We start from the raw sequence: 18090 nt of genomic DNA, 5'->3' as shown, positions 1-18090 counted from the left end.
TCAGAAGGCGTATTTGACCAGGATATAGAGCAAAATCAGGGCGGCTGCCGCCGCACCCGCGATCAGGCCGAGGCGCTTTTCGATGAACTCGCGGATCGGCTCGCCATAGCGGCGCAGCAGCCAGGCCAGGAGCAGGAAGCGCCCGCCGCGCGCCACGATTGCCAGCGCGATGAACAGCAAAAGATTGACGCCGATGACCCCCGAAAGGATCGTCACCACCTTGATCGGCGGCAGATGGGCGGCGCCCGAGGTGATCAGCATCAAGATGATGAAGCCGATGCCCGAAGAGACGCGCAGCGCCTCGAACTCGTCATACTTGCCGTAGAATTCGAGGATGGGCCGCGCCAGCGCGTCGTAGGCGTAGTGGCCGATGAACCAGCCGGCGATGCCGCCCAGCACGGAGGCGACGGTGGCGATCAGCGCATAGCGATAGGCGCGATCAGGCCGCGACAGTGCCATCGGCAGATAGAGCACGTCGGCCGGCACCAGGAACACGGAACTCTCGACGAAGGCGATGAAGGCCAGCCACCATTCGGCGGATTTGCGCGCCGCCAGCGACAAGGTCCAGTCGTACAGTCCGCGAAGCATCGGCTCTCCTAATGTCGTAATGCCTACCGCACGGCGCCCACATGCACGGCGTGGCCGGCATAAGGGCAGGCAGAAAACCAGGGGCATGGATGAAACAGGTGCATGCGTGAAACCAAGACCCGAAGCGCGCCGCGTTCCTTCTTCCGGACGCCAGGCGCTTCGACACGACGCCTGTCTAGAAAGATTTTCCGCGCCGCACAATGGCAGTGCCCGCAGGAAACCGAAAGGGGCGGTTTGGTCGCGGCTCCGCAGGCTATCGGCAACAGGCCAGTTGACGAACAGGCCTCCAACCGTATAGTCCGCGCCATCCAGGCCGCCCGGCCTGAGCCCCTATGGCGGAATTGGTAGACGCGCTCGACTCAAAATCGAGTTCCGCAAGGAGTGCTGGTTCGATCCCGGCTAGGGGCACCATTTCAGTCGCCGCTTCGATGCGTCTGCCGCTAATTTCCCGATCGGCGTTTCGGCACTGCGGATATGGTGCTCGAGTTTGTCGTGCGCCGCTTAAAGCCGATATCGCAAGAGCGACATCCGGGAGCGGCTCGGCAGGGTGCAGGACGGCCTGTCCAATGCGGTAGCCGCTTTCACGCTTCAGGACCTATGTTGGCCGCCTGACCGTTCCTCGGTGTGGATATATCAGGCCTTGAGATTGCCCCTTGCATCAGTTGTTGCTTATTTATCTGAAAGGGAGGAACTCATGCCGATTCGTCAGAAAGCTCAGGAGGCTGGCGTCTTCGATTCCTCCGAAGTGGCCCTGCTTGGCCGCGTGTTCGACAGGCTGAAGCTCGACGCCCGATCGGCCCAGCAACGCGAAGCGATTTCATCCCGCATAATCGCGAATTACATGGCCGGGATCAGGGACGAAGACGAATTGGTTTCGGCATCCAGACAGCCGCTGGGACGCTAGCGCAATTCTGGTGCAAGTCGGGTCAAAACGGTTTCATCGACGAGCTTCGGAATCCACGTGAAAACAAACGGTTAGGGTGAGCCGGCGGTTTCATCAACGCCGAACCGCGCCAATGGGTCGGCGTAGACACCGGCCATAGTCGCAAGAAACGCCACTCGTGCCGTCCCATCCGACGACATCCGGGTTCAACAAGGAAATCCCGCGAAGCTGAATTCGGCGACCGTGCCGTCCTCCGATCTGGTGACCCGAACGAACAGCGCACCTGGAATGCGGGGTTGCATCGGATGACCGGTTGCCCGTCTGGCAGCCCCTGCGGGACTTGAAGCCGCCACCTCGTGCGTGCCGATAATTCTCTCGCCCAGGATTTCCTCCACCTTGTAGCTGGTCATTTTCCCCGTTGGGCGACGATCTTGACTATCGACAGAAGGAGCCCGGCCTGCTTTTGGCGGTAGGTTCGGCACTTGGCGAGCAGGCCGGGCTGTGCTCCCGGCTGTCAGGTACCTTGGTGGAGGGCTTAGCCGGTGCGAAAGGCAGACTGTCTCCTTCTCCTCGGACCCGCAATTGGGACTGAAGTCCGAAGCATCGACGCATTGGTCCTAAACCCTGAACATAAGCCGCCGTTCCTCATTGGCGTGGAAGCCGTCGAGTAAAGTCCCTTCATCGACGGTCCCTGGACGCCCGCCGTTGCTGCGAGCGGCGGGTGTCCGACTTCGGGGAGAAAGACATGCAGCTTGGCGAGATCATCGCGAACACCTTCGCCGTCCTGCTGCTGATTTGTTTTCTCGCGATCGTGTTCTTCCTGTTTGGAAAGCCGCTGTGGCCGGACCACTATGCTCGCACGTCGATTATTCTCCCGGTCGACGCGATGACCACGGCTTCGGTGAGACGGACCGGCGCGCATCCTCATCTGCCGGACACTTTCGACATGGCGCTCGCTCGCCCAAGACCGTCCCCGTAGGGCTCCGTGGCGGGCTTTTTCGCGTCCAGGATTCTGGCGCCCGCAGCTTTCCCATTGGCGGCTCCCCCGCTGGTTCCGGCAGGTGGATTTCTCGCGTTCAGCGCCTGTTCCTCGCAATCCGCGCGCCACCGCCGAAAGCGACGGGGAAGAATGAGGACGAGTGGCTCAAGTTAGATCTGGTCGGCCGTTTCAAGTTCCTGAAGAGCAATGAAGATTAGCCTCATGCTCGCTGCCGGATTTCGTGAAGGCGGACCAAAGTCCCAGGGTCTGGTCCCAAAGGTCTTATGTTACCACTTAAGTTCCGTGAATGTCCTTTATATGTTCGAATGAATTAGCTAATTCTGATGTCCGCCACGAGGAAAAGCGCTGAAGAAAAACGGATGCGCCGCCGGCAAGCGACATGAATTATACCAAAAATCGCATCACCTTTGTCGCGCTTTGTTGAAAGATTGTGACTGTTGCTCAAGTAGGCGCTGGCGAATAAACGCTATCAATACAGTGACTGTTTATCCCATGAAGCAACCAAATGCTCAGGCTTGAAGCAAGCATCCACGCGCTCCAGAAGATGCGAGCGCGTCTATCGTCTCTTGAGCAGGCTCTTCATCCGGTTGCGCAGCAGGCGGGCCATGTTGCGGGTCTCCCGGTAGAGATGCAGTTGCGAGGCCGCCTGGCGGGCGAGACGGTCGGCGTCCGGCGTCAGGCCGATCACCAGCGTGCCCATCGGCTTGCGCTCGGTCCACAGCCTGCTCATCACTGGATGGTCGGGCACGGCACAGGAATCGGTCATCATGATGTTGGGGTCGTCGAGATGCTGCCTGGTCACCTCGATCATCAGCAGCGTGCCTGGCGAATAGCCGGCCAGAGTTTCGTCGTAGGCCGTCTTCCAGGTGTAGGCAACGCCGGCTTCGACGAAGACGATCAGGCACGCAATGGTGCGGCCGTCGAGCGTCAGCGAATGGATGCGGCACAGGTCCTGCTCGGCCAGCCTGTGCACGGCCTCGCGGGCGAAGGCGGCGCGGTAGCGGTCGATCGCCATGGCCGTGCGCTCGCGGCCCTTCCAGCCGGCCGCCTCCAGCGTCAGGAAGCTCTCGATGGCGTGACGGATCTCGTCGGGGCCGCGCGCCACGACATGTTCAAGCTTGCCGAGGTCGCCCAGCCGCCGCTTGAGGCGGCGGAACTCGCGGTAATGGTGCGCGCGCAGCGAAGCCTTCAGATAGTCCTCGGCGTCGCGTTCGCTCTCGAGCAGCGGACGCTGGGCGTGACCGGTGGTGACCAACATCAGGCCACGCGTTTCGGCCACGGTGGCAACCAGGCTCGCCACCGCGCCGTCGAGCCTGATGTCGGGCAGGACGAACACTTTCGGCAGCTTCAGATGCGGGCGCGACAGCATCGAGAAGAAATCCTCGAGGACACCGACCGGATCGTCGCGGTCGACCAGCGGGGTGCCGAGCGGGCCGAACGGGCTCGACCATGTGCGCATGACCGGAACCCCGAGCGGCACCACCGGCCGCTCCACCGAGAACGGCACCAGAAGGCGTAGCCGGTTGCGGTATTCATCGCCGTCACGGATGACGGCCAGACGCACCTCGCGGTCTTCCAGCCGGGGCATTGCGGGCGCGAGGAAACGCGGGTTGAAGAAGACGTTGGGCTCGATGGTGCGGGCGCACAGATAATCCAGCTCCTCGACGAGGTCGAACCCGGCCGACGCCGGATAGATGGCCAGTTTCCGCTCGGGCCGGTTGTTGGCGAGGATCTCGATATGGGCCGGGTCGGTGTCACGCCCCAGTCCGGCAAGGCCGGACACCATGGCGCCGGCGGGGCCGCCGCTGGTTTCCTCGAGCAAGGGGATGGCGGCCATCACGCGGCTCCTTTGGCTGGCACGAAGATCGCCATGACGATGCCGAGCTTGCGCCAGACCGTGAAGGACAGCGCGCCGGCCTCGAAGATCATGGCGAAGGCGGTGGCCATTGCGGCGCCCCACAGGCCGAAGAGCGGGATCAGCACCACGTTCAGGCCAATGTTGAAGGCCAGCGTCATGGCATAGACGGCGGCGCAGACATTCTGGTTGCCGCTCATGGTGAGCAGGCTTTCGCACGGGCCCACGGCGGCGCGCGCCACGACGCCGAAGACGAGCAGGAACAGAAGCGGATAACCCGATGTGAATTCGGGACCGAACAGCATCAGCATCGGTTTGCCAAGCGCCAGCACCAGCAGCGCCATGGCGAGCGATGGCCAGAAGGTCCACGACACCGTCTCGCGGGCGAAGGCGGCGAGCTTTTCCGGCTCGCCATGGGTGAACTGGGCATAGCGCTGAGCGACGCCTGCCTTGACGGCGAAGTAGACGAAATGCACCAGCGCCAGTGTCTTGACCGTGGCGAAATAGACGGCGACGTCGTTGGGGTCCATATAGGCGCCGACCATCAGCACGTCGGCATTGGTGAGCAGGAAAAAGAAGCTTTCGACCAGGAAGATCGGCAGCGAGACAATGAACCATTGTGCGAAATGCACCTTCAGCGGCCCGGCCGGAATCTGCTTTTCCATGCGCCGGGTGACGCCGATAAGCTGGGCGAGCGTGGTGACGTAAGTGGCGGCGATCGAGGCGAAGATCGCGGTCTTCGCGTCGGGCGCGTAGCCGGCGAAAAGCATCAGCGCCATGAACAGCAGGATCAGCACGGGCCGTATCAGATAGGTCGGCGCCAGGGCGAACAGCGCCCAGCTGTTCGCCCTGGCCTGGCCTTGCAGCAGGTCCGACAGCGCTATCATCGGCAGGCAGATGACGCCGAGGATGAACGGCAGGACATAGTAGTTTTCAGTCCATGACGAAGCGAGCCACACGCCGAGTGCGCCGAGCCCGGCGATGACCGTCGAAGCGATCAGGACGAACAGGCGGCTGGCCACGACGATACCGCGCAACTCGTCAATGAGGCCGCGCTCGCGGTATTCGGGAATGAAGCGGATAACCGAGGTGTGGAAGCCGAGGCAGGCGAGATTGCCGACGATGACCATGGTCACCCAGACAAGGACGAAGATGCCGTATTCGAACGAGCCCATCCAGCGTGCCATCAACACCTGGCTGACGAAGGCGATGACGGCGCTGACGATGCGGATGGAAAAGGCAATGACCGACATGCGGCCGGCCTCGCCGCGCTCGTCGGCGGTGAACAGCACGGCGTCGACGCGGCCAAGCAACGGCTCCACGCGCAGCGCCAAACGCTGCGGCAAGAACCGCCCGGCTGTCGTGGCCGCGGAAAAGCGCACCCCGATTGTTCTCCGTTTTCCGCTTCTTTTCAGGCTTTGGTGTAGCGGAGACACCTTAAGAAAGGGTGGGTGGGAGAGGCATGCACAATGGCAGAGGGGCGAGCGAGGACGACCGGTGTGGGTTCCATGCCGCAAGTGGGAGACAGGCGCTCTGTCGTTCCAACTCCCAGCCAAGCCTAAGAGCGGCGCGCTTCGCCGTGAGTTGCGACATAGTCGATCTCGGAACGGCTGATGCCGATGTCTTTCAGCATGAAATCGGGCATCGCCTCCAGGTGACGCCGCTCATGTCGGAGGCGCTGTCCGCGCGCCAGCCAAGCGAGGATGGCCATCAGCCGCCATGGTGGGGCGCGCAGCCTTGCCAGGAAGATAGCTATCTCGGGCATGGTTTCTCCTCGCGACGCGTAAAAGGCCTGCCGGCACTGTTCCGGCAGGCGGTGCCGTCAGTCGGCCTTTTTCATGGCGTCGCATGAGACATTCGGGTTCATGTCGGCGAAGGCGCCGGTCGGGTTCGGCTTCCAGGCCCAGACATGAAGTTCGTAGAAGGGGCCGAGGCCGTAGCGGTTGGGAGCGCTGTCAAAGTTGAACAGCTGGCCTTCGAGCGACGCGGGACCCTTCGCGGTGATATATTCGACGGCCACCAGCTTCAGCTTGCCATCGGCCATCGGCTCGTACATCACGGCCTCCGGCTTGGCGAGGTCGACGGCATCATCCTTAAGATAGGCGCCGTTGACGTAGTGAATGCCCATCGCGCCGCCGGTGATGCCGCTGGCGCAGGGAATCGGCGCATAGCCCTCGGCGGTGGCCGCCGCGACATTCACGAAGCGGCCGTTGGCCGCCCGCACCTCGGCGGCCAGCCGATTGCCACTATCCGCAGATGCGGCAGTGGCGGTGATCGCCATGATGGACAGCGCGGCAAGGCGCCAGAAATTGACGTTCATTTTATTCTCCATTGGTTGTTGGTGACGCGCAGGCGGCAGGACCGGCCTGTAAGGCCCTGCTGCCCTGCCTGCGCGTTGGATCGTCAGTTGCGGGACGGGTCCGATCCGTTCCTCTCTAGCCGGGCGGCGGTCTCATTGATGCCACCCCCAGTATTCCCAGTAGTCCCGCCGCATCTCGTGCTCCGGCAGGCCGACGTCCCGCCTTAAATAATCGTCTTGCGGTGGCAGGCGCCTGCGCCGGCTTCGCAATGGCGCGAGCAGCGCGGAGACAATCCGCGATGCGAGACCACGCCGGGAGGGTGCATGGTCGAACGCCACGACGGCGGCTGCCGTTTCGGGAGGAAACAGCACGGAAAGCCGACACCCATCGCTGCCCAGGACGATCTCACGCTCATTGTTCCATCCTTGGTCCATAGGGTCAGCGATAAAAGTAAGGGTCCAGGACCCTCACCTCCGTGATCTTGTCCACCGGTAGCGAATTCTTCTGCGCCGTGCTACGGATCGCCTCCGGCGAGGGGGCGTCGTAGATGCAGAAACTCTTGTTCCTGTCGGGCGACACGAAGGAGTGCAGCCAGGTGACCCCCTTCTCGGCGTTGCGCATGATGATGCCGCCGAGCGCCGTCGCGCCGACGTCGTTCGTCGGCACGTTGAGCCCGTCGGGGAATGTCCGTTCGATCAGATAGCGAGGCATGGAGTGGCTTCCTTTTGTGACTGATTCACGCTCGAAATGAGCGCGGTTGGAGAAAAATCACGATCGTCGAAAGCGCACATCGGAGCCTTTCCCCATATTGCGCGGGACGATTCCCTATGTTTTCGACGTTTGGTCTGGGAGCCACACTGCGGATACCGAAGCGGGGGTATTTTGGAGAAGGGTCGAGGGACGACGATACTTATGGGCCAGTGACGATGCTTCTGGAACGGCAGGCACAACTCGATCAGTTGGAGGAACTGCTCGCGGAGGCCGCGCGCGGTCGCGGCCGCGTGGCGGCATTGCTGGGCGAGGCCGGCGCCGGCAAGACGGCACTCGTCGAGGCGTTCGTAACCCGTGCCGGGCAGCACGTTTCCATATTCCGCAGCGCTTGCGAAGACCTGTCGATTCCCGATCCGCTGGGACCGCTCTATGATCTGGCCCGGGACGCGCAGTGGGCACTGCCCCGGGCAATCGACGACCGCCAAGGTCAGCGGCTGCCCCTGTTTTCAGACGCTCTCGAGGTTTTCGAGGCGAGGTCTCGGCCGGGTTTGCTGGTCATCGAGGATATGCACTGGGCCGACGACGCGACCCTGGATTTCGTCCGTTTCCTGGGCCGGCGCATCACCAACACACATATGCTGGTGCTGTTCACGGCACGCACCGACCGCAGCGAAGGGCAGATGCGTGCGCGCCGGGTGCTCGGCGAAATTCCAGCCGGCAACGTCCAGCGCATCGAAGTGCCACTGCTCAGCGAGGCGGCGGTGTTGTCGCTTGCCGAAGCAGCCAACCGCGACGGCAGCGCAATCTATCGCGCCACCGCGGGCAACGCCTTCTTCGTCACCGAATTGCTGGCTGCCGAAAGCGAGATGATCCCGCCGGCCAGCGTCCGCGACGCCGTGCTGGCGCGTGCCGAGCGCCTGTCGCCGGGAGCGCGCTCGATGCTCGACGCGGTGTCTGTGTTTCCACGCCGCGCCGATGCCTGGGCGCTGCGCGGCCTCTGTGGCGTCGCCAGCGCCGGCCAGCTGGCGGAATGTGTCTCGAATGGCTTGCTCGACGATCTCGGCGATGGCTACGCCTTCCGGCACGAGATCGCCCGTCGCGCCATCGAGATGGCGCTGACCTCGAGCCGTCGGCGCGAATTCAACCAACGCGCGCTTTCCGCACTGCAGGAAAACGCCGAGGTGACTACCGCAAGGCTTGTGCACCATGCGGTGGAGGCCCAGAATCTTGAGGCGGTGCGCGAGCTTGCCCCGCTCGCAGCGCGCGAGGCTTCCCGCGTCGGCGCGCATCGCGATGCCGCCGGCTACTACGAGGTCGCCTTGCGGCATGCCGACAGCCTGCCGATGAGCGACCGGGCGAGGCTTTACGAAGGATATGCGTTTGAATGCCATCTGATCGGCCGCATCGATGCGGCCATCGAGGCGCAGAGCCAGGCGCGCCGGCTACAGCAGGCGCTGGGCGACACGCTCAGGGAGGGCGACAGCCTCAGATGCCTGTCGCGCTTCGCCTATCTGGTGGGTGACCGCGAACAGGCGGACCTGTTCGGGGCCCAGGCAGTGGAACTGCTGGAACAGGCGCCTGCCAGTCCGGAGCTTGCCATGGCCTATTCCAATCTCTCGCAGCTGGCGATGCTGGCCGAGAAGCTCGATGAGACGCTGCTGCTTGGCGGCAAGGCAGTCGCTCTGGCCGAACGGTTGAACAAGCCGGAGATAATCTGCCACGCGCTCAACAATCTTGGTTCGGCCGAGCAGTGGCTTGACCTGGCCAAGGGCCGGCTGCACCTCGCCCGCAGCCTTGAAATCGCGCTCGTGCAGAATTTCCAGGAGCACGCGGCACGCGGCTTCACCAATTGCGCCTGCGCCGAAATGAACCAGCTCGATCTTGTGCGCGCGCAATCCTTTCTCGACCGCGGCATTGCCTATTGCGTTGAGAACGACCTCGCGACCTGGCGCGACTATATGCGGGGCGTGCAGGCGCAGCTGCTTTTGCGACGCGGCCTTTGGGACGATGCGGCGGCCATGGCTCTCGACGTCATCGACGATGCTGCAACGACAGCCCTGGTGCGTTACCCATCCCTGGTCGCGCTGGCGAAACTGCGCATAAGGCGAGGCGATCCGGCTGGGCCGGTGCTGGAGGAAATGAAGCGGTTCCTGGACAGGGGAATGGAGCTGCAGCGGCTGGTGCCTTACACGGCGTCGATGGCCGAACTGGCATGGCTTGGGCAAGGCGACGCCAGTGAGGCGCTTCGCCTGATCGAGCTGGCAGAAAGCCTGTCGCCGACGAGGGCGATGTTCGCCGAACTGGCCGTCTGGCGGCTGCTCTTGTCGCCTGAAAGCGACCCTGGCGATACGACCGGCATGGCGGAGCCCTATCGCCTGCTGCTCGCCGGCGATTGGCACGGTGCCGCGACGCTGTGGGCCCGGCTGGGTGCTCCGTTCGAGCAGGCGCTCGCCCTGCTGCGCGGCGACGAGCCGGCCCTGCGCCTGGCCCTGGATATATTCGAGGGGCTCGGTGCCCGGCCGGTCGCCCAGCACGTCCGCGCCGTCATGCGGCAGAATGGCGTCAATAACATTGCAAGGGGACCGCGGCAGAGCACGCGCGCCAATCAAGCTGGCCTGACGCTGCGCCAGATGCAGGTCCTGCAACTGATCGAACGCGGTTTTTCCAACAAGAGAATAGCCGAGCACCTGACCATCTCACCGAAGACCGTCGATCATCATGTCTCGGCGGTGCTGGGCAAGCTGGACGCCATTTCGCGTGGCGAGGCGACCGCCGCCGCGCGCGATTCCGGGCTGATCTGAGCACGTAGGAATCGCGCCCGGATCAGAAATCCGGGAATGTGAGCCCTGCAGGTTTTCCTTACGCGAAAGCGCCGTGGCAGTGCTTGTATTTCTTGCCGGAGCCGCAGGGGCACGCTTCGTTGCGGCCGACCTTGCCCCAGGTGGCGGGGTTGTTGGGGTCGCGGTCTTCGGGGGCGACGATGGCGTTGCTTTCCTGGCGCACCAGAAGGGCGGTTTCGCCGCCTTCGAAATCGTTCTCGCCGGTGGTACCGTCAATATGCGTGCCGAACATGTCGGGGGCTTCCGGCGGCGGGGCCTCGGCAGCCTGGCGGACCAGTTCGACGCGCATCAGCTGCGCGGTGACGGCCTGGCGCAGATTGCCCAGCATCGCCTGGAACAGCTCGAACGCCTCGCTCTTGTATTCCTGCAAAGGATCGCGCTGGGCGTAGCCGCGGAAGCCGACAACCGAACGCAGATGGTCGAGATTAACGATGTGCTCGCGCCACAGATGGTCGAGCGTCTGCAGCACCACGGAGCGCTCGACATAGGTCATCACCTCGGGCCCGAAGCGCTCGGCGCGCTCCTTGGCGGCGGCGTCGGCGGCTTGCGTGATGCGCTCGCGAATGTCGTCCTCGGCGATGCCTTCTTCCTTGACCCATTCCTCAATCGGCAGGTCGAGATTGAGGAACTCGGCGACCTCGGCCTTCAACCCGGCGACATCCCACTGCTCGGCATAGGCGTTCTCGGGAATGGCCTTGGCGACGATCTCGTCGATAACGCCTTCGCGCATCTCGGCAATGGTCTCCGACAGGCCTTCGCCGTCCATCAGCTCGATGCGCTGTTCGAACACGACCTTGCGCTGGTCGTTGGAAACGTCGTCATATTTCAGAAGATTCTTGCGGATGTCGAAGTTGCGCGCCTCGACCTTCTTCTGCGCCTTTTCCAGCGCCTTGTTGATCCAGGGATGGATGATGGCCTCGTCTTCCTTGAGGCCGAGCTTCTGCAACATGCCGTCCATGCGCTCGGAGCCGAAGATGCGCATCAGATCGTCCTGCAGCGACAGGAAGAATTTCGAGCGGCCGGGGTCGCCCTGGCGGCCGGAGCGGCCACGAAGCTGGTTGTCGATGCGGCGTGACTCGTGGCGTTCGGTGGCGAGCACGTAGAGGCCGCCGGCAGCCAGCGCCTTTTCCTTCAGGCGCTCGACGTCGGCATAGATTTCCTTTTCCCGCGCCTCGCGCTCGGGCCCTTCGGGCATGTCGCCCAGTTCCTCGGCGATGCGCATCTCGGCATTGCCGCCGAGCTTGATGTCGGTGCCGCGGCCGGCCATGTTGGTGGCGATGGTGATGGCGCCGGGCTTGCCCGCCTGGGCGACGATCGCCGCCTCGCGCTCGTGATGGCGGGCGTTCAGCACCTCGAAATCCTTAAAACCTTCCTTGCGCAGCCGCTCGGCCAGTTGCTCGGACTTCTCGATCGAGGTGGTGCCGACCAGCGTCGGCTGGCCCTTGGCGCTGGCTTCGCGGATCTCCTTGACGATCGCCTTGTATTTTTCCTCGACCGTCCGGTAGACCTCGTCGTCCTCGTCCTTGCGGATGACCGGCAGGTTGGTCGGGATCTCGGTGACTTCGAGGCCGTAGATGTTGCCGAATTCCTCGGCCTCGGTCAGCGCCGTGCCGGTCATGCCGGAAAGCTTCTTGTAGAGGCGGAAATAGTTCTGGAAGGTAACGGAGGCGAGCGTCTGGTTCTCCGGCTGGATCGCCACATGCTCCTTGGCTTCAAGCGCCTGGTGCAGGCCTTCCGAATAGCGGCGGCCGGGCATCATGCGGCCGGTGAACTCGTCGATGATGACGATCTCGCCGTTGCGCACGATATAGTCCTTGTCGCGCTGGAACAGGCGGTGCGCCTTCAGCGCATTGTTGACGTGATGGACGATGGCGACGTTCTCGACGTCATAGAGCGACTCGCCCTTGAGCAGGCCGGCGTCGCGCAGCAGGTTCTCGAGCTTCTCGGTGCCTTCCTCGGTGAAGATGGAGGTCTTCTGCTTCTCGTCGATCTCATAATCCTGCGGCTGCAGCTGGATGATGAAAGTGTCGATGGTGTTGTACATTTCCGAACGGTCCTCGAGGGGACCGGAAATGATCAGCGGGGTGCGCGCCTCGTCGACCAGGATGGAATCGACTTCGTCGACGATCGCGTAGTTGTGACCACGCTGTACCATCTGGGCGCGCTCGTACTTCATGTTGTCGCGCAGATAGTCGAAGCCGAGTTCGTTGTTGGTGGCATAGGTGACGTCGGCGGCGTAGGCGACGCGGCGCTCCTCGTCGGACAGGCCATGGACGATGACGCCGACCGAGAGGCCGAGGAACTTATAGACGCGGCCCATCCATTCGGAGTCGCGGGTGGCGAGATAGTCGTTGACGGTGACGACGTGGACGCCATTGCCGGCCAGTGCATTGAGATAAACGGGCAAGGTCGCGACCAGCGTCTTGCCCTCACCGGTGCGCATCTCGGCGATGCCGCCATTGTGCAGCACCATGCCGCCGATCAGCTGGACGTCGAAGGGGCGCATGCCGAGCACGCGGCGCGCCGCCTCGCGGGCGGTGGCGAAGGCCGGGATCAGCAGGTCCTCGAGGCTGGCGCCGTTGGCGATGTCCTGGCGGAATTTTTCCGTGCGGCCGGCGAGCTCTGCATCGGAGAGCGCCCGCATCTCGTTTTCCATGGCATTGATCGCCTCGACACGGGGCCGGGTCGACTTGACCCTGCGGTCGTTGGAGGAGCCGAAAACCTTACGGGCGAGACCGCCGAGACTGACCATCCAATGGTCCTTTCGATAGAATTCTCAAACTGAGACGAGCGCCGGCCGGCCCCATCAAATCAACGTGAATGCGCCGCCTGTATGCGGGCAACGCAAAAAGCGCCCGGAAAACGGTTCTGGACGCAAAGTCGTTGGACAGATAAGAGGGGGCTCAACTGATGTCAACGCCGCGCTGGCCCGCCGGTCGCGCCAAATTCGGCCACAATCTGGCTGATCTGGAAGCCTCCCGTCCTTCACATCCTCATCGGAGTCATCTTAATGTCCTTGTTGTTCCGCCGTGCGTCGCTCGCCAGCCTCGGCCTGGCCGTCGGCCTGTCGGCTCTTTGCCTGTCGCCGCTGATGGCGCAGGAAACCGCACCAGCCCAGCCGGCACCACCAGCGGCACCGGCCGCACCGGCGGCACCGGTCGATCCGAATACAGTGGTTGCCACCGTCAACGGCCAACCCCTCACCGAAGCAGATCTCGTGCTTGCCGAAGGCGAGCTGTCGCAGCAGTTCGCGCAACTCCCGGCCGAGCAACGCCGCGCCGCGGCGCTTTCGGCCGCAATCGAGATCCGCGTCATGGCCGCCCAGGCCGTCTCGACCGGTCTCGACAAGGATCCCGATTTCCAGCGCCGCATGGCCTTCCTGCAGCAGCGCGCGCTGCATGGCGAGATGGTCGAGAAGGGCGTCGTCGACAAGGTCACCGACGCCGAGATCCGCGCCCGCTACGACCAGGAGATCGCCAACACGCCGCCGGTCAACGAGGTGCATGCCCGTCACATCCTCGTGAAGACGAAGGAAGAGGCCGAGGCGATTATCAAGCAACTCGACGGCGGCGCCGATTTCCAGAAGCTCGCCAACGAGCACACCTCGGATCCGAGCGGCAAGACCAGTGGCGGCGATCTCGGCTGGTTCGGACCTGGCCAGATGGTGCCGGAATTCGACAAGGCCGCTTTCGCGCTCGAGGTCGGCAAATACACCGAGCAGCCGGTGCAGTCGCAGTTCGGCTGGCATGTGATCAAGCTCGAGGACAAGCGCACCAAGCAGCCGCCGGCCTTCGACGACGTCAAGGACCAGGCCAAGCAGGCGGTCATCCGCGACAAGTATTTCGCGCTGGTCAAGTCGCTGCGCGCCGATGCCAAGGTCGAAATTCCCGACGCCAATTTGAAGAAGGCCGTCGATACGCTGGAAAGCGCCAAGTAAACCAGAACGGTCTCGAAAAAGGGGCGCGGTGGCCAAAGGGCGCCGCGCCCTTTTTTGCGTCAGTTCAGCCGTCGGGCCCCTCTATGCCTCGCAGGAGATAGCGGACCACCTTGCGTATCGTCGCCTCGTCTTCGTCGAGCCGGTTGGTCAGGAGCTGCCGCCACGCATAGGAGGCCACCAGGTCGGCGGCCACAGCCGGATCGACATCGGCCGCGACCTCGCCCCTTGCCTTGGCGCGCTCGATGATCTGGCCGGTGTGGGCCCGGCGCCCGCCGGTATAGCCGGCAAGGGCCGTGGCCGCCGTTTCGTCCGACTGCGCCTCGGCGATCAGCGACCTGAACACGCTGCCCGACGACGTCTCGCGCCAGTGCGCGAACAGGTTCTTGAGGAAGCCGACGAGATCCTCTTCCAGTCTTCCCGTATCGGGAACATCGACGTGTTTCTGGCGCTGGTAGACCTCCAGCAGCAGCGAGGCCTTGCTCGGCCACCAGCGATAGATGGTCGGCTTGCCGGCACGCGCCCGCCGCGCCACGGCCTCGATCGAGAAGCCGGCATAGCCGGCCTCGACCAACACCGCCTCGGCGGCATCGAGAATGGCTTCCGCGCTGTCGGGATTGCGCCGCGCACCAATGGATTTACGCGTCGTATCCGCCTCTTCGGCCATCCTGTCGCCCTCGCGTCGGTTAGGCCGGCAATATAAGTGATCCGACGATGGAACGAAACGGCCCGTTCTTGGCGGCTGACGCAGGAGACATTTTGCCTGCCATGTCCCCCCCGCACGATGCGCAGGCCGCCATCGGTGCTGACCAACTCTGCCCGCGCTCCCGCGCCGAGTCGCAACGGCTCCCAGAAATACCAGGGCCAGGGTCAGAAGCTGCCCTCGGGAGAGATCGCAACCTGGGCGGGGCGGTGCCAGCGAACTGCAACGGAGCCGGCTGCGAACCGGTCAAGGCCAATTCCGGTTCTCACGCCGCCACCAAAACGCCTTGCGCGGGCGCGCCGTATCGGGCAAACCGGCGTTTCTCCGCCGATTTTTCCCGTCCGAGGTTCCATGTCCACGACGATTTCGCCGCTCGCGCCGAAGAAATACCCCAAGATGCCTGAGATCGAGGGGGTGCGCATCGCCACCGCCGAAGCGGGGATAAAATACAAGAACCGCACCGATCTCCTGGCCATGGTCTTCGAGCCCGGCACGGCGGTCGCCGGCGTGTTCACAAAGTCGAAATGCCCCTCGGCGCCAGTCGATTTCTGCCGGCAGAACCTTGCCGCGGGCAAGGCCCGGGTGCTCGTCGTCAATTCCGGCAACGCCAATGCCTTCACCGGCAAGAAGGGCCGGGACTCCACCGCGCTGACGGGCGAAGCGGCAGCCAAGGCTGCCGGCTGCACGCCAGGCGAGGTGTTCCTGGCCTCGACCGGTGTCATCGGCGAGCCGCTTGACACAACCAAGTTCAGCCACCTGCTGGCTGGTCTGGTCAGCAACGGCAAGCCCGACCTGTGGACCGAGGCGGCCAAGGCCATCATGACCACGGACACTTATCCGAAGGTGGCGACGCAGACCGTCAAGCTCGGCGAGACCGATGTCACCATCAACGGCATTTCCAAGGGCGCCGGCATGATCGCACCCGACATGGCCACGATGCTGTCCTTTGTCGCCACCGATGCGCCGATCGCTGCCCCCGTGCTGCAGGATCTGCTGTCGCGTGGCACGGCCAAGACCTTCAACGCGGTGACCGTCGACAGCGACACCTCCACCAGCGACACGCTGCTGCTCTTCGCCACCGGAAAGGCCGCCAAACGCGGCGCGCCGGAGATAACCGACCCCAAGGATGCCCGTCTGGGGGCCTTCCGCCGTGCGCTCGGCAAAGTGCTGAAGTCGCTGGCGCTGCAAGTGGTGCGCGACGGTGAGGGCGCCCGCAAGCAGGTCGAAGTCACCGTTACCGGCGCGAAATCGGCACGCTCGGCCAAGCGCATCGCGCTCTCGATCGCCAATTCGCCGCTGGTCAAGACGGCGGTCGCCGGCGAGGACGCCAATTGGGGCCGCGTCGTCATGGCCGTCGGCAAGGCCGGCGAGCCGGCCGACCGCGACCGCCTGTCGATCTGGTTCGGCGATAACAGGCTGGCGCATGAGGGCGAGCGCGATCCGGCCTATTCGGAGGAAGCGACCTCGGCGTATATGAAGCGCGACGACATCCGCATCCGCGCCGATATCGGCATCGGCCGCGGCAAGGCGACGGTGTGGACCTGCGACCTCACCAAGGAATACGTCGCCATCAATGGCGACTACCGGAGCTGACGGACTTGGTTTCCAAACATCCGGCCAGCATGCTGGCGACAGTGCGCCGCTATGAGGCGGCCGGGTTCCGCGCCTGGCCCGCGGCGGCAGTCCATTATGACGGCACCTGGGTGGTGCGGCTGACGGCCGGACATCCGGCCAAGCGGCTGAATTCGGTCAATCCGCTCGATCCCGGCGACACCCAGCACATCGCCGACCGCATCGGCCGCGCCAGCCGCCGTTTCGATGCCTATGGCCGTCCGCTGACCTTCCGCATGTCGCCGTTATCGGGGCCGGATCTGGCCAGCCATCTCGACCGCGAGGGTTGGAGTCGGTTCGACGAATCGCTGGTGATGCGGCTGCCGCTGGCGGATGCGCAACTCGACGCCGCCATGGACCAGATCCCGTTGAAGGACATCAGCCGCTTCATCGGCGCGTCGCTCAAGGTCAGCGGCTCGGACGCGTCGCTGCGGCCAGGCCTGTCGGAGATCATCGGCGCCATCCAGCCCGAGGCCGGGCTGTTCGCGCTCGAGGCTGGAGCGGAACCACTGGCGACGCTGATCTGCGTCCATGACGGCGATCTCGCCGGCCTGTTCGAGGTCGCCACCGACAAGTCGGCACGCAACAAGGGCCACGGTCGCAACCTGATCCTGTCGGCGCTGAAATGGGCGCGGCTGCGCGGCGCGCGGGAAGCCTGGCTGCAGGTCGAGGCCGGCAATGTGCCGGCGCTGGCGCTCTATCATTCTCTCGGCTTCGACGAGGTCTATCGCTACCACTACCGCCGGCCGCCTGTTCATGGGTGAAATCGGGCATGAATGATGTGACGATCGCCGGCAAGCGCCTGCTCCTGGTCGTCGCCTGCGCCCTGGTCGACGCCGACGGGCGCGTGCTCCTGGCGCAGCGGCCCGAGGGCAAGCAGCTTGCCGGGCTCTGGGAGTTTCCCGGCGGCAAGGTCGAGCCCGGCGAGACGCCGGAGCAATGCCTTATCCGCGAGCTCTATGAGGAGATCGGCATCGAGACCGAGATCCCGTGCCTGGCACCGCTCACCTTCGCCAGTCATAGCTACGACGATTTCCATCTTTTGATGCCGCTTTTCATCTGCCGCCGCTTTCGCGGCATCGCCCAGCCGAAGGAGGGGCAGGCGCTGAAATGGGTGCGGCCCAGGCAGATGCGCGACTACCCGATGCCGCCGGCCGACGCTCCGCTGATCCCGTTCCTGATTGACCTCCTGTAGGCGAACAGAACCGCTAGCGGCCTGTGGCTGAGCGGAGCTGCGGGGCGCATAAGCCAGCATTAATGGAAGATTTATCTCATCATGAAAAATTGATGCAAGGCTGCCTCGTCGCGGCCGTGCCGGCGATTTTCTGGGGAGCGACAGCATGAGCCTAGACAGGGATTGGGATTCGATCCGGCCCGACCGCAGTTTTCGCGCCGCGGATGCGGGCATGGGCGTGCTGCGCGTCACGTTGCTGTTCGGTTCGGCCGCGGTCGCGCTGGCCCTGATCGCAACGCCCTTCCTCGAGAGCCAGACGCGCTCGCAATCGGCTCGGAATTTTGCCAGCGGTCTCGACATGACTGCCACTGGTTCGATTACTCGTCGCGATACCTATACGGTGCGCCGCAGCGTGCTTCAGCCGCAGCCCGATTCGGTCTGCATCATCCGATCCGACGGCCGGACCAGCGGCGACTGCTGATCGGGTCCAA

Annotated in this window: 17 protein-coding genes and 1 tRNA gene; 9 read left to right on the top strand and 9 right to left on the bottom strand. The window is 64.0% G+C overall.

The genetic code is table 11. The features are described 5' to 3' along the window. The gene (locus FJ959_RS28185; RefSeq protein ID WP_140500881.1) at positions 1–588 is read right to left on the bottom strand and encodes a YqaA family protein; all 588 of its coding nucleotides are present in this window, start codon (positions 586–588) and stop codon (positions 1–3) included. 326 nt (positions 589–914) lie between these two features. Between FJ959_RS28185 and FJ959_RS28180 the strand changes: the two genes are divergently transcribed. Both FJ959_RS28180 and FJ959_RS28175 read left to right on the top strand, forming a co-directional pair. Then, positions 915–999, top strand: a tRNA-Leu gene (locus FJ959_RS28180). Positions 1000–1282: 283 nt separating this feature from the next. Further along, entirely contained in the window at positions 1283–1492 is a 210-nt protein-coding gene (locus FJ959_RS28175) for a hypothetical protein (RefSeq protein WP_140500898.1), read from the top strand. Between the two features lie 185 nt (positions 1493–1677). Here the strand turns inward: FJ959_RS28175 and FJ959_RS28170 are convergent, their stop codons facing one another. Continuing rightward, on the bottom strand, positions 1678–1881 hold the full coding sequence (locus tag FJ959_RS28170; protein WP_140500899.1) for a hypothetical protein: 204 nt from the start codon (positions 1879–1881) through the stop codon (positions 1678–1680). Positions 1882–2216: 335 nt separating this feature from the next. Here FJ959_RS28170 and FJ959_RS28165 point away from each other — a divergent pair, with 335 nt between their 5' ends. After that, entirely contained in the window at positions 2217–2450 is a 234-nt protein-coding gene (locus FJ959_RS28165; RefSeq protein ID WP_140633260.1) for a polymerase, read from the top strand. Positions 2451–3027: 577 nt separating this feature from the next. Here FJ959_RS28165 and FJ959_RS28160 read toward each other — a convergent pair. From FJ959_RS28160 to FJ959_RS28135, 5 genes are all read right to left on the bottom strand, one after another. Then, positions 3028–4308: a GNAT family N-acetyltransferase gene (locus FJ959_RS28160; protein ID WP_140525444.1), complete on the bottom strand. Its 1281-nt coding sequence runs from the start codon at positions 4306–4308 to the stop codon at positions 3028–3030. Further along, positions 4308–5708 (bottom strand): lipopolysaccharide biosynthesis protein, encoded by a 1401-nt coding sequence (locus tag FJ959_RS28155; RefSeq protein WP_140633257.1) that lies wholly within the window; start codon positions 5706–5708, stop codon positions 4308–4310. Before FJ959_RS28155 ends, FJ959_RS28160 begins: the two co-directional genes overlap by 1 nt. A gap of 176 nt (positions 5709–5884) precedes the next feature. After that, positions 5885–6091, bottom strand: coding sequence for a DUF1127 domain-containing protein (locus FJ959_RS28150; RefSeq protein ID WP_140633254.1), 207 nt, complete (start codon positions 6089–6091; stop codon positions 5885–5887). A 57-nt stretch (positions 6092–6148) separates the two neighbouring features. Continuing rightward, on the bottom strand, positions 6149–6646 hold the full coding sequence (locus FJ959_RS28145) for a hypothetical protein (RefSeq protein WP_140633251.1): 498 nt from the start codon (positions 6644–6646) through the stop codon (positions 6149–6151). A gap of 418 nt (positions 6647–7064) precedes the next feature. Further along, positions 7065–7337 (bottom strand): DUF4242 domain-containing protein, encoded by a 273-nt coding sequence (locus FJ959_RS28135; protein WP_140500909.1) that lies wholly within the window; start codon positions 7335–7337, stop codon positions 7065–7067. Between the two features lie 215 nt (positions 7338–7552). Between FJ959_RS28135 and FJ959_RS28130 the strand changes: the two genes are divergently transcribed. Then, the gene (locus tag FJ959_RS28130; RefSeq protein WP_140633328.1) at positions 7553–10138 is read left to right on the top strand and encodes an AAA family ATPase; all 2586 of its coding nucleotides are present in this window, start codon (positions 7553–7555) and stop codon (positions 10136–10138) included. Positions 10139–10196: 58 nt separating this feature from the next. On the opposite strand, the gene secA is transcribed toward FJ959_RS28130, so the two are convergent. Further along, entirely contained in the window at positions 10197–12929 is a 2733-nt protein-coding gene (gene secA / locus FJ959_RS28125) for a preprotein translocase subunit SecA (protein WP_140500910.1), read from the bottom strand. A gap of 258 nt (positions 12930–13187) precedes the next feature. Between secA and FJ959_RS28120 the strand changes: the two genes are divergently transcribed. After that, positions 13188–14114, top strand: a complete 927-nt coding sequence (locus FJ959_RS28120) for a peptidylprolyl isomerase (RefSeq protein ID WP_140558156.1) — start codon at positions 13188–13190, stop codon at positions 14112–14114. Positions 14115–14178: 64 nt separating this feature from the next. On the opposite strand, the gene FJ959_RS28115 is transcribed toward FJ959_RS28120, so the two are convergent. Next, positions 14179–14778, bottom strand: coding sequence for a TetR/AcrR family transcriptional regulator (locus tag FJ959_RS28115; protein ID WP_140500912.1), 600 nt, complete (start codon positions 14776–14778; stop codon positions 14179–14181). Between the two features lie 387 nt (positions 14779–15165). Between FJ959_RS28115 and argJ the strand changes: the two genes are divergently transcribed. The 4 genes from argJ (at position 15166) to FJ959_RS28095 (ending at position 18080) form a co-directional block, all read left to right on the top strand. Further along, positions 15166–16407, top strand: a complete 1242-nt coding sequence (gene argJ / locus FJ959_RS28110; RefSeq protein WP_140500913.1) for a bifunctional glutamate N-acetyltransferase/amino-acid acetyltransferase ArgJ — start codon at positions 15166–15168, stop codon at positions 16405–16407. A 29-nt stretch (positions 16408–16436) separates the two neighbouring features. Beyond that, positions 16437–17189: a GNAT family N-acetyltransferase gene (locus FJ959_RS28105; protein ID WP_140500961.1), complete on the top strand. Its 753-nt coding sequence runs from the start codon at positions 16437–16439 to the stop codon at positions 17187–17189. An 8-nt stretch (positions 17190–17197) separates the two neighbouring features. Next, positions 17198–17620 carry a (deoxy)nucleoside triphosphate pyrophosphohydrolase gene (locus tag FJ959_RS28100; protein WP_140633245.1) on the top strand — a complete coding sequence of 141 codons (423 nt, stop codon included), beginning with the start codon at positions 17198–17200 and terminating at the stop codon, positions 17618–17620. A 145-nt stretch (positions 17621–17765) separates the two neighbouring features. Continuing rightward, the gene (locus FJ959_RS28095) at positions 17766–18080 is read left to right on the top strand and encodes a hypothetical protein (protein WP_140500915.1); all 315 of its coding nucleotides are present in this window, start codon (positions 17766–17768) and stop codon (positions 18078–18080) included. Positions 18081–18090: the final 10 nt, after the last annotated feature.

The sequence above is a fragment of the Mesorhizobium sp. B2-2-4 genome (assembly GCF_006442375.1).
Classification (GTDB): domain Bacteria; phylum Pseudomonadota; class Alphaproteobacteria; order Rhizobiales; family Rhizobiaceae; genus Mesorhizobium.
The sequence above is the reverse complement of the archived record's forward strand: the minus strand, read 5'-3'. Positions and strand labels throughout refer to the sequence as shown.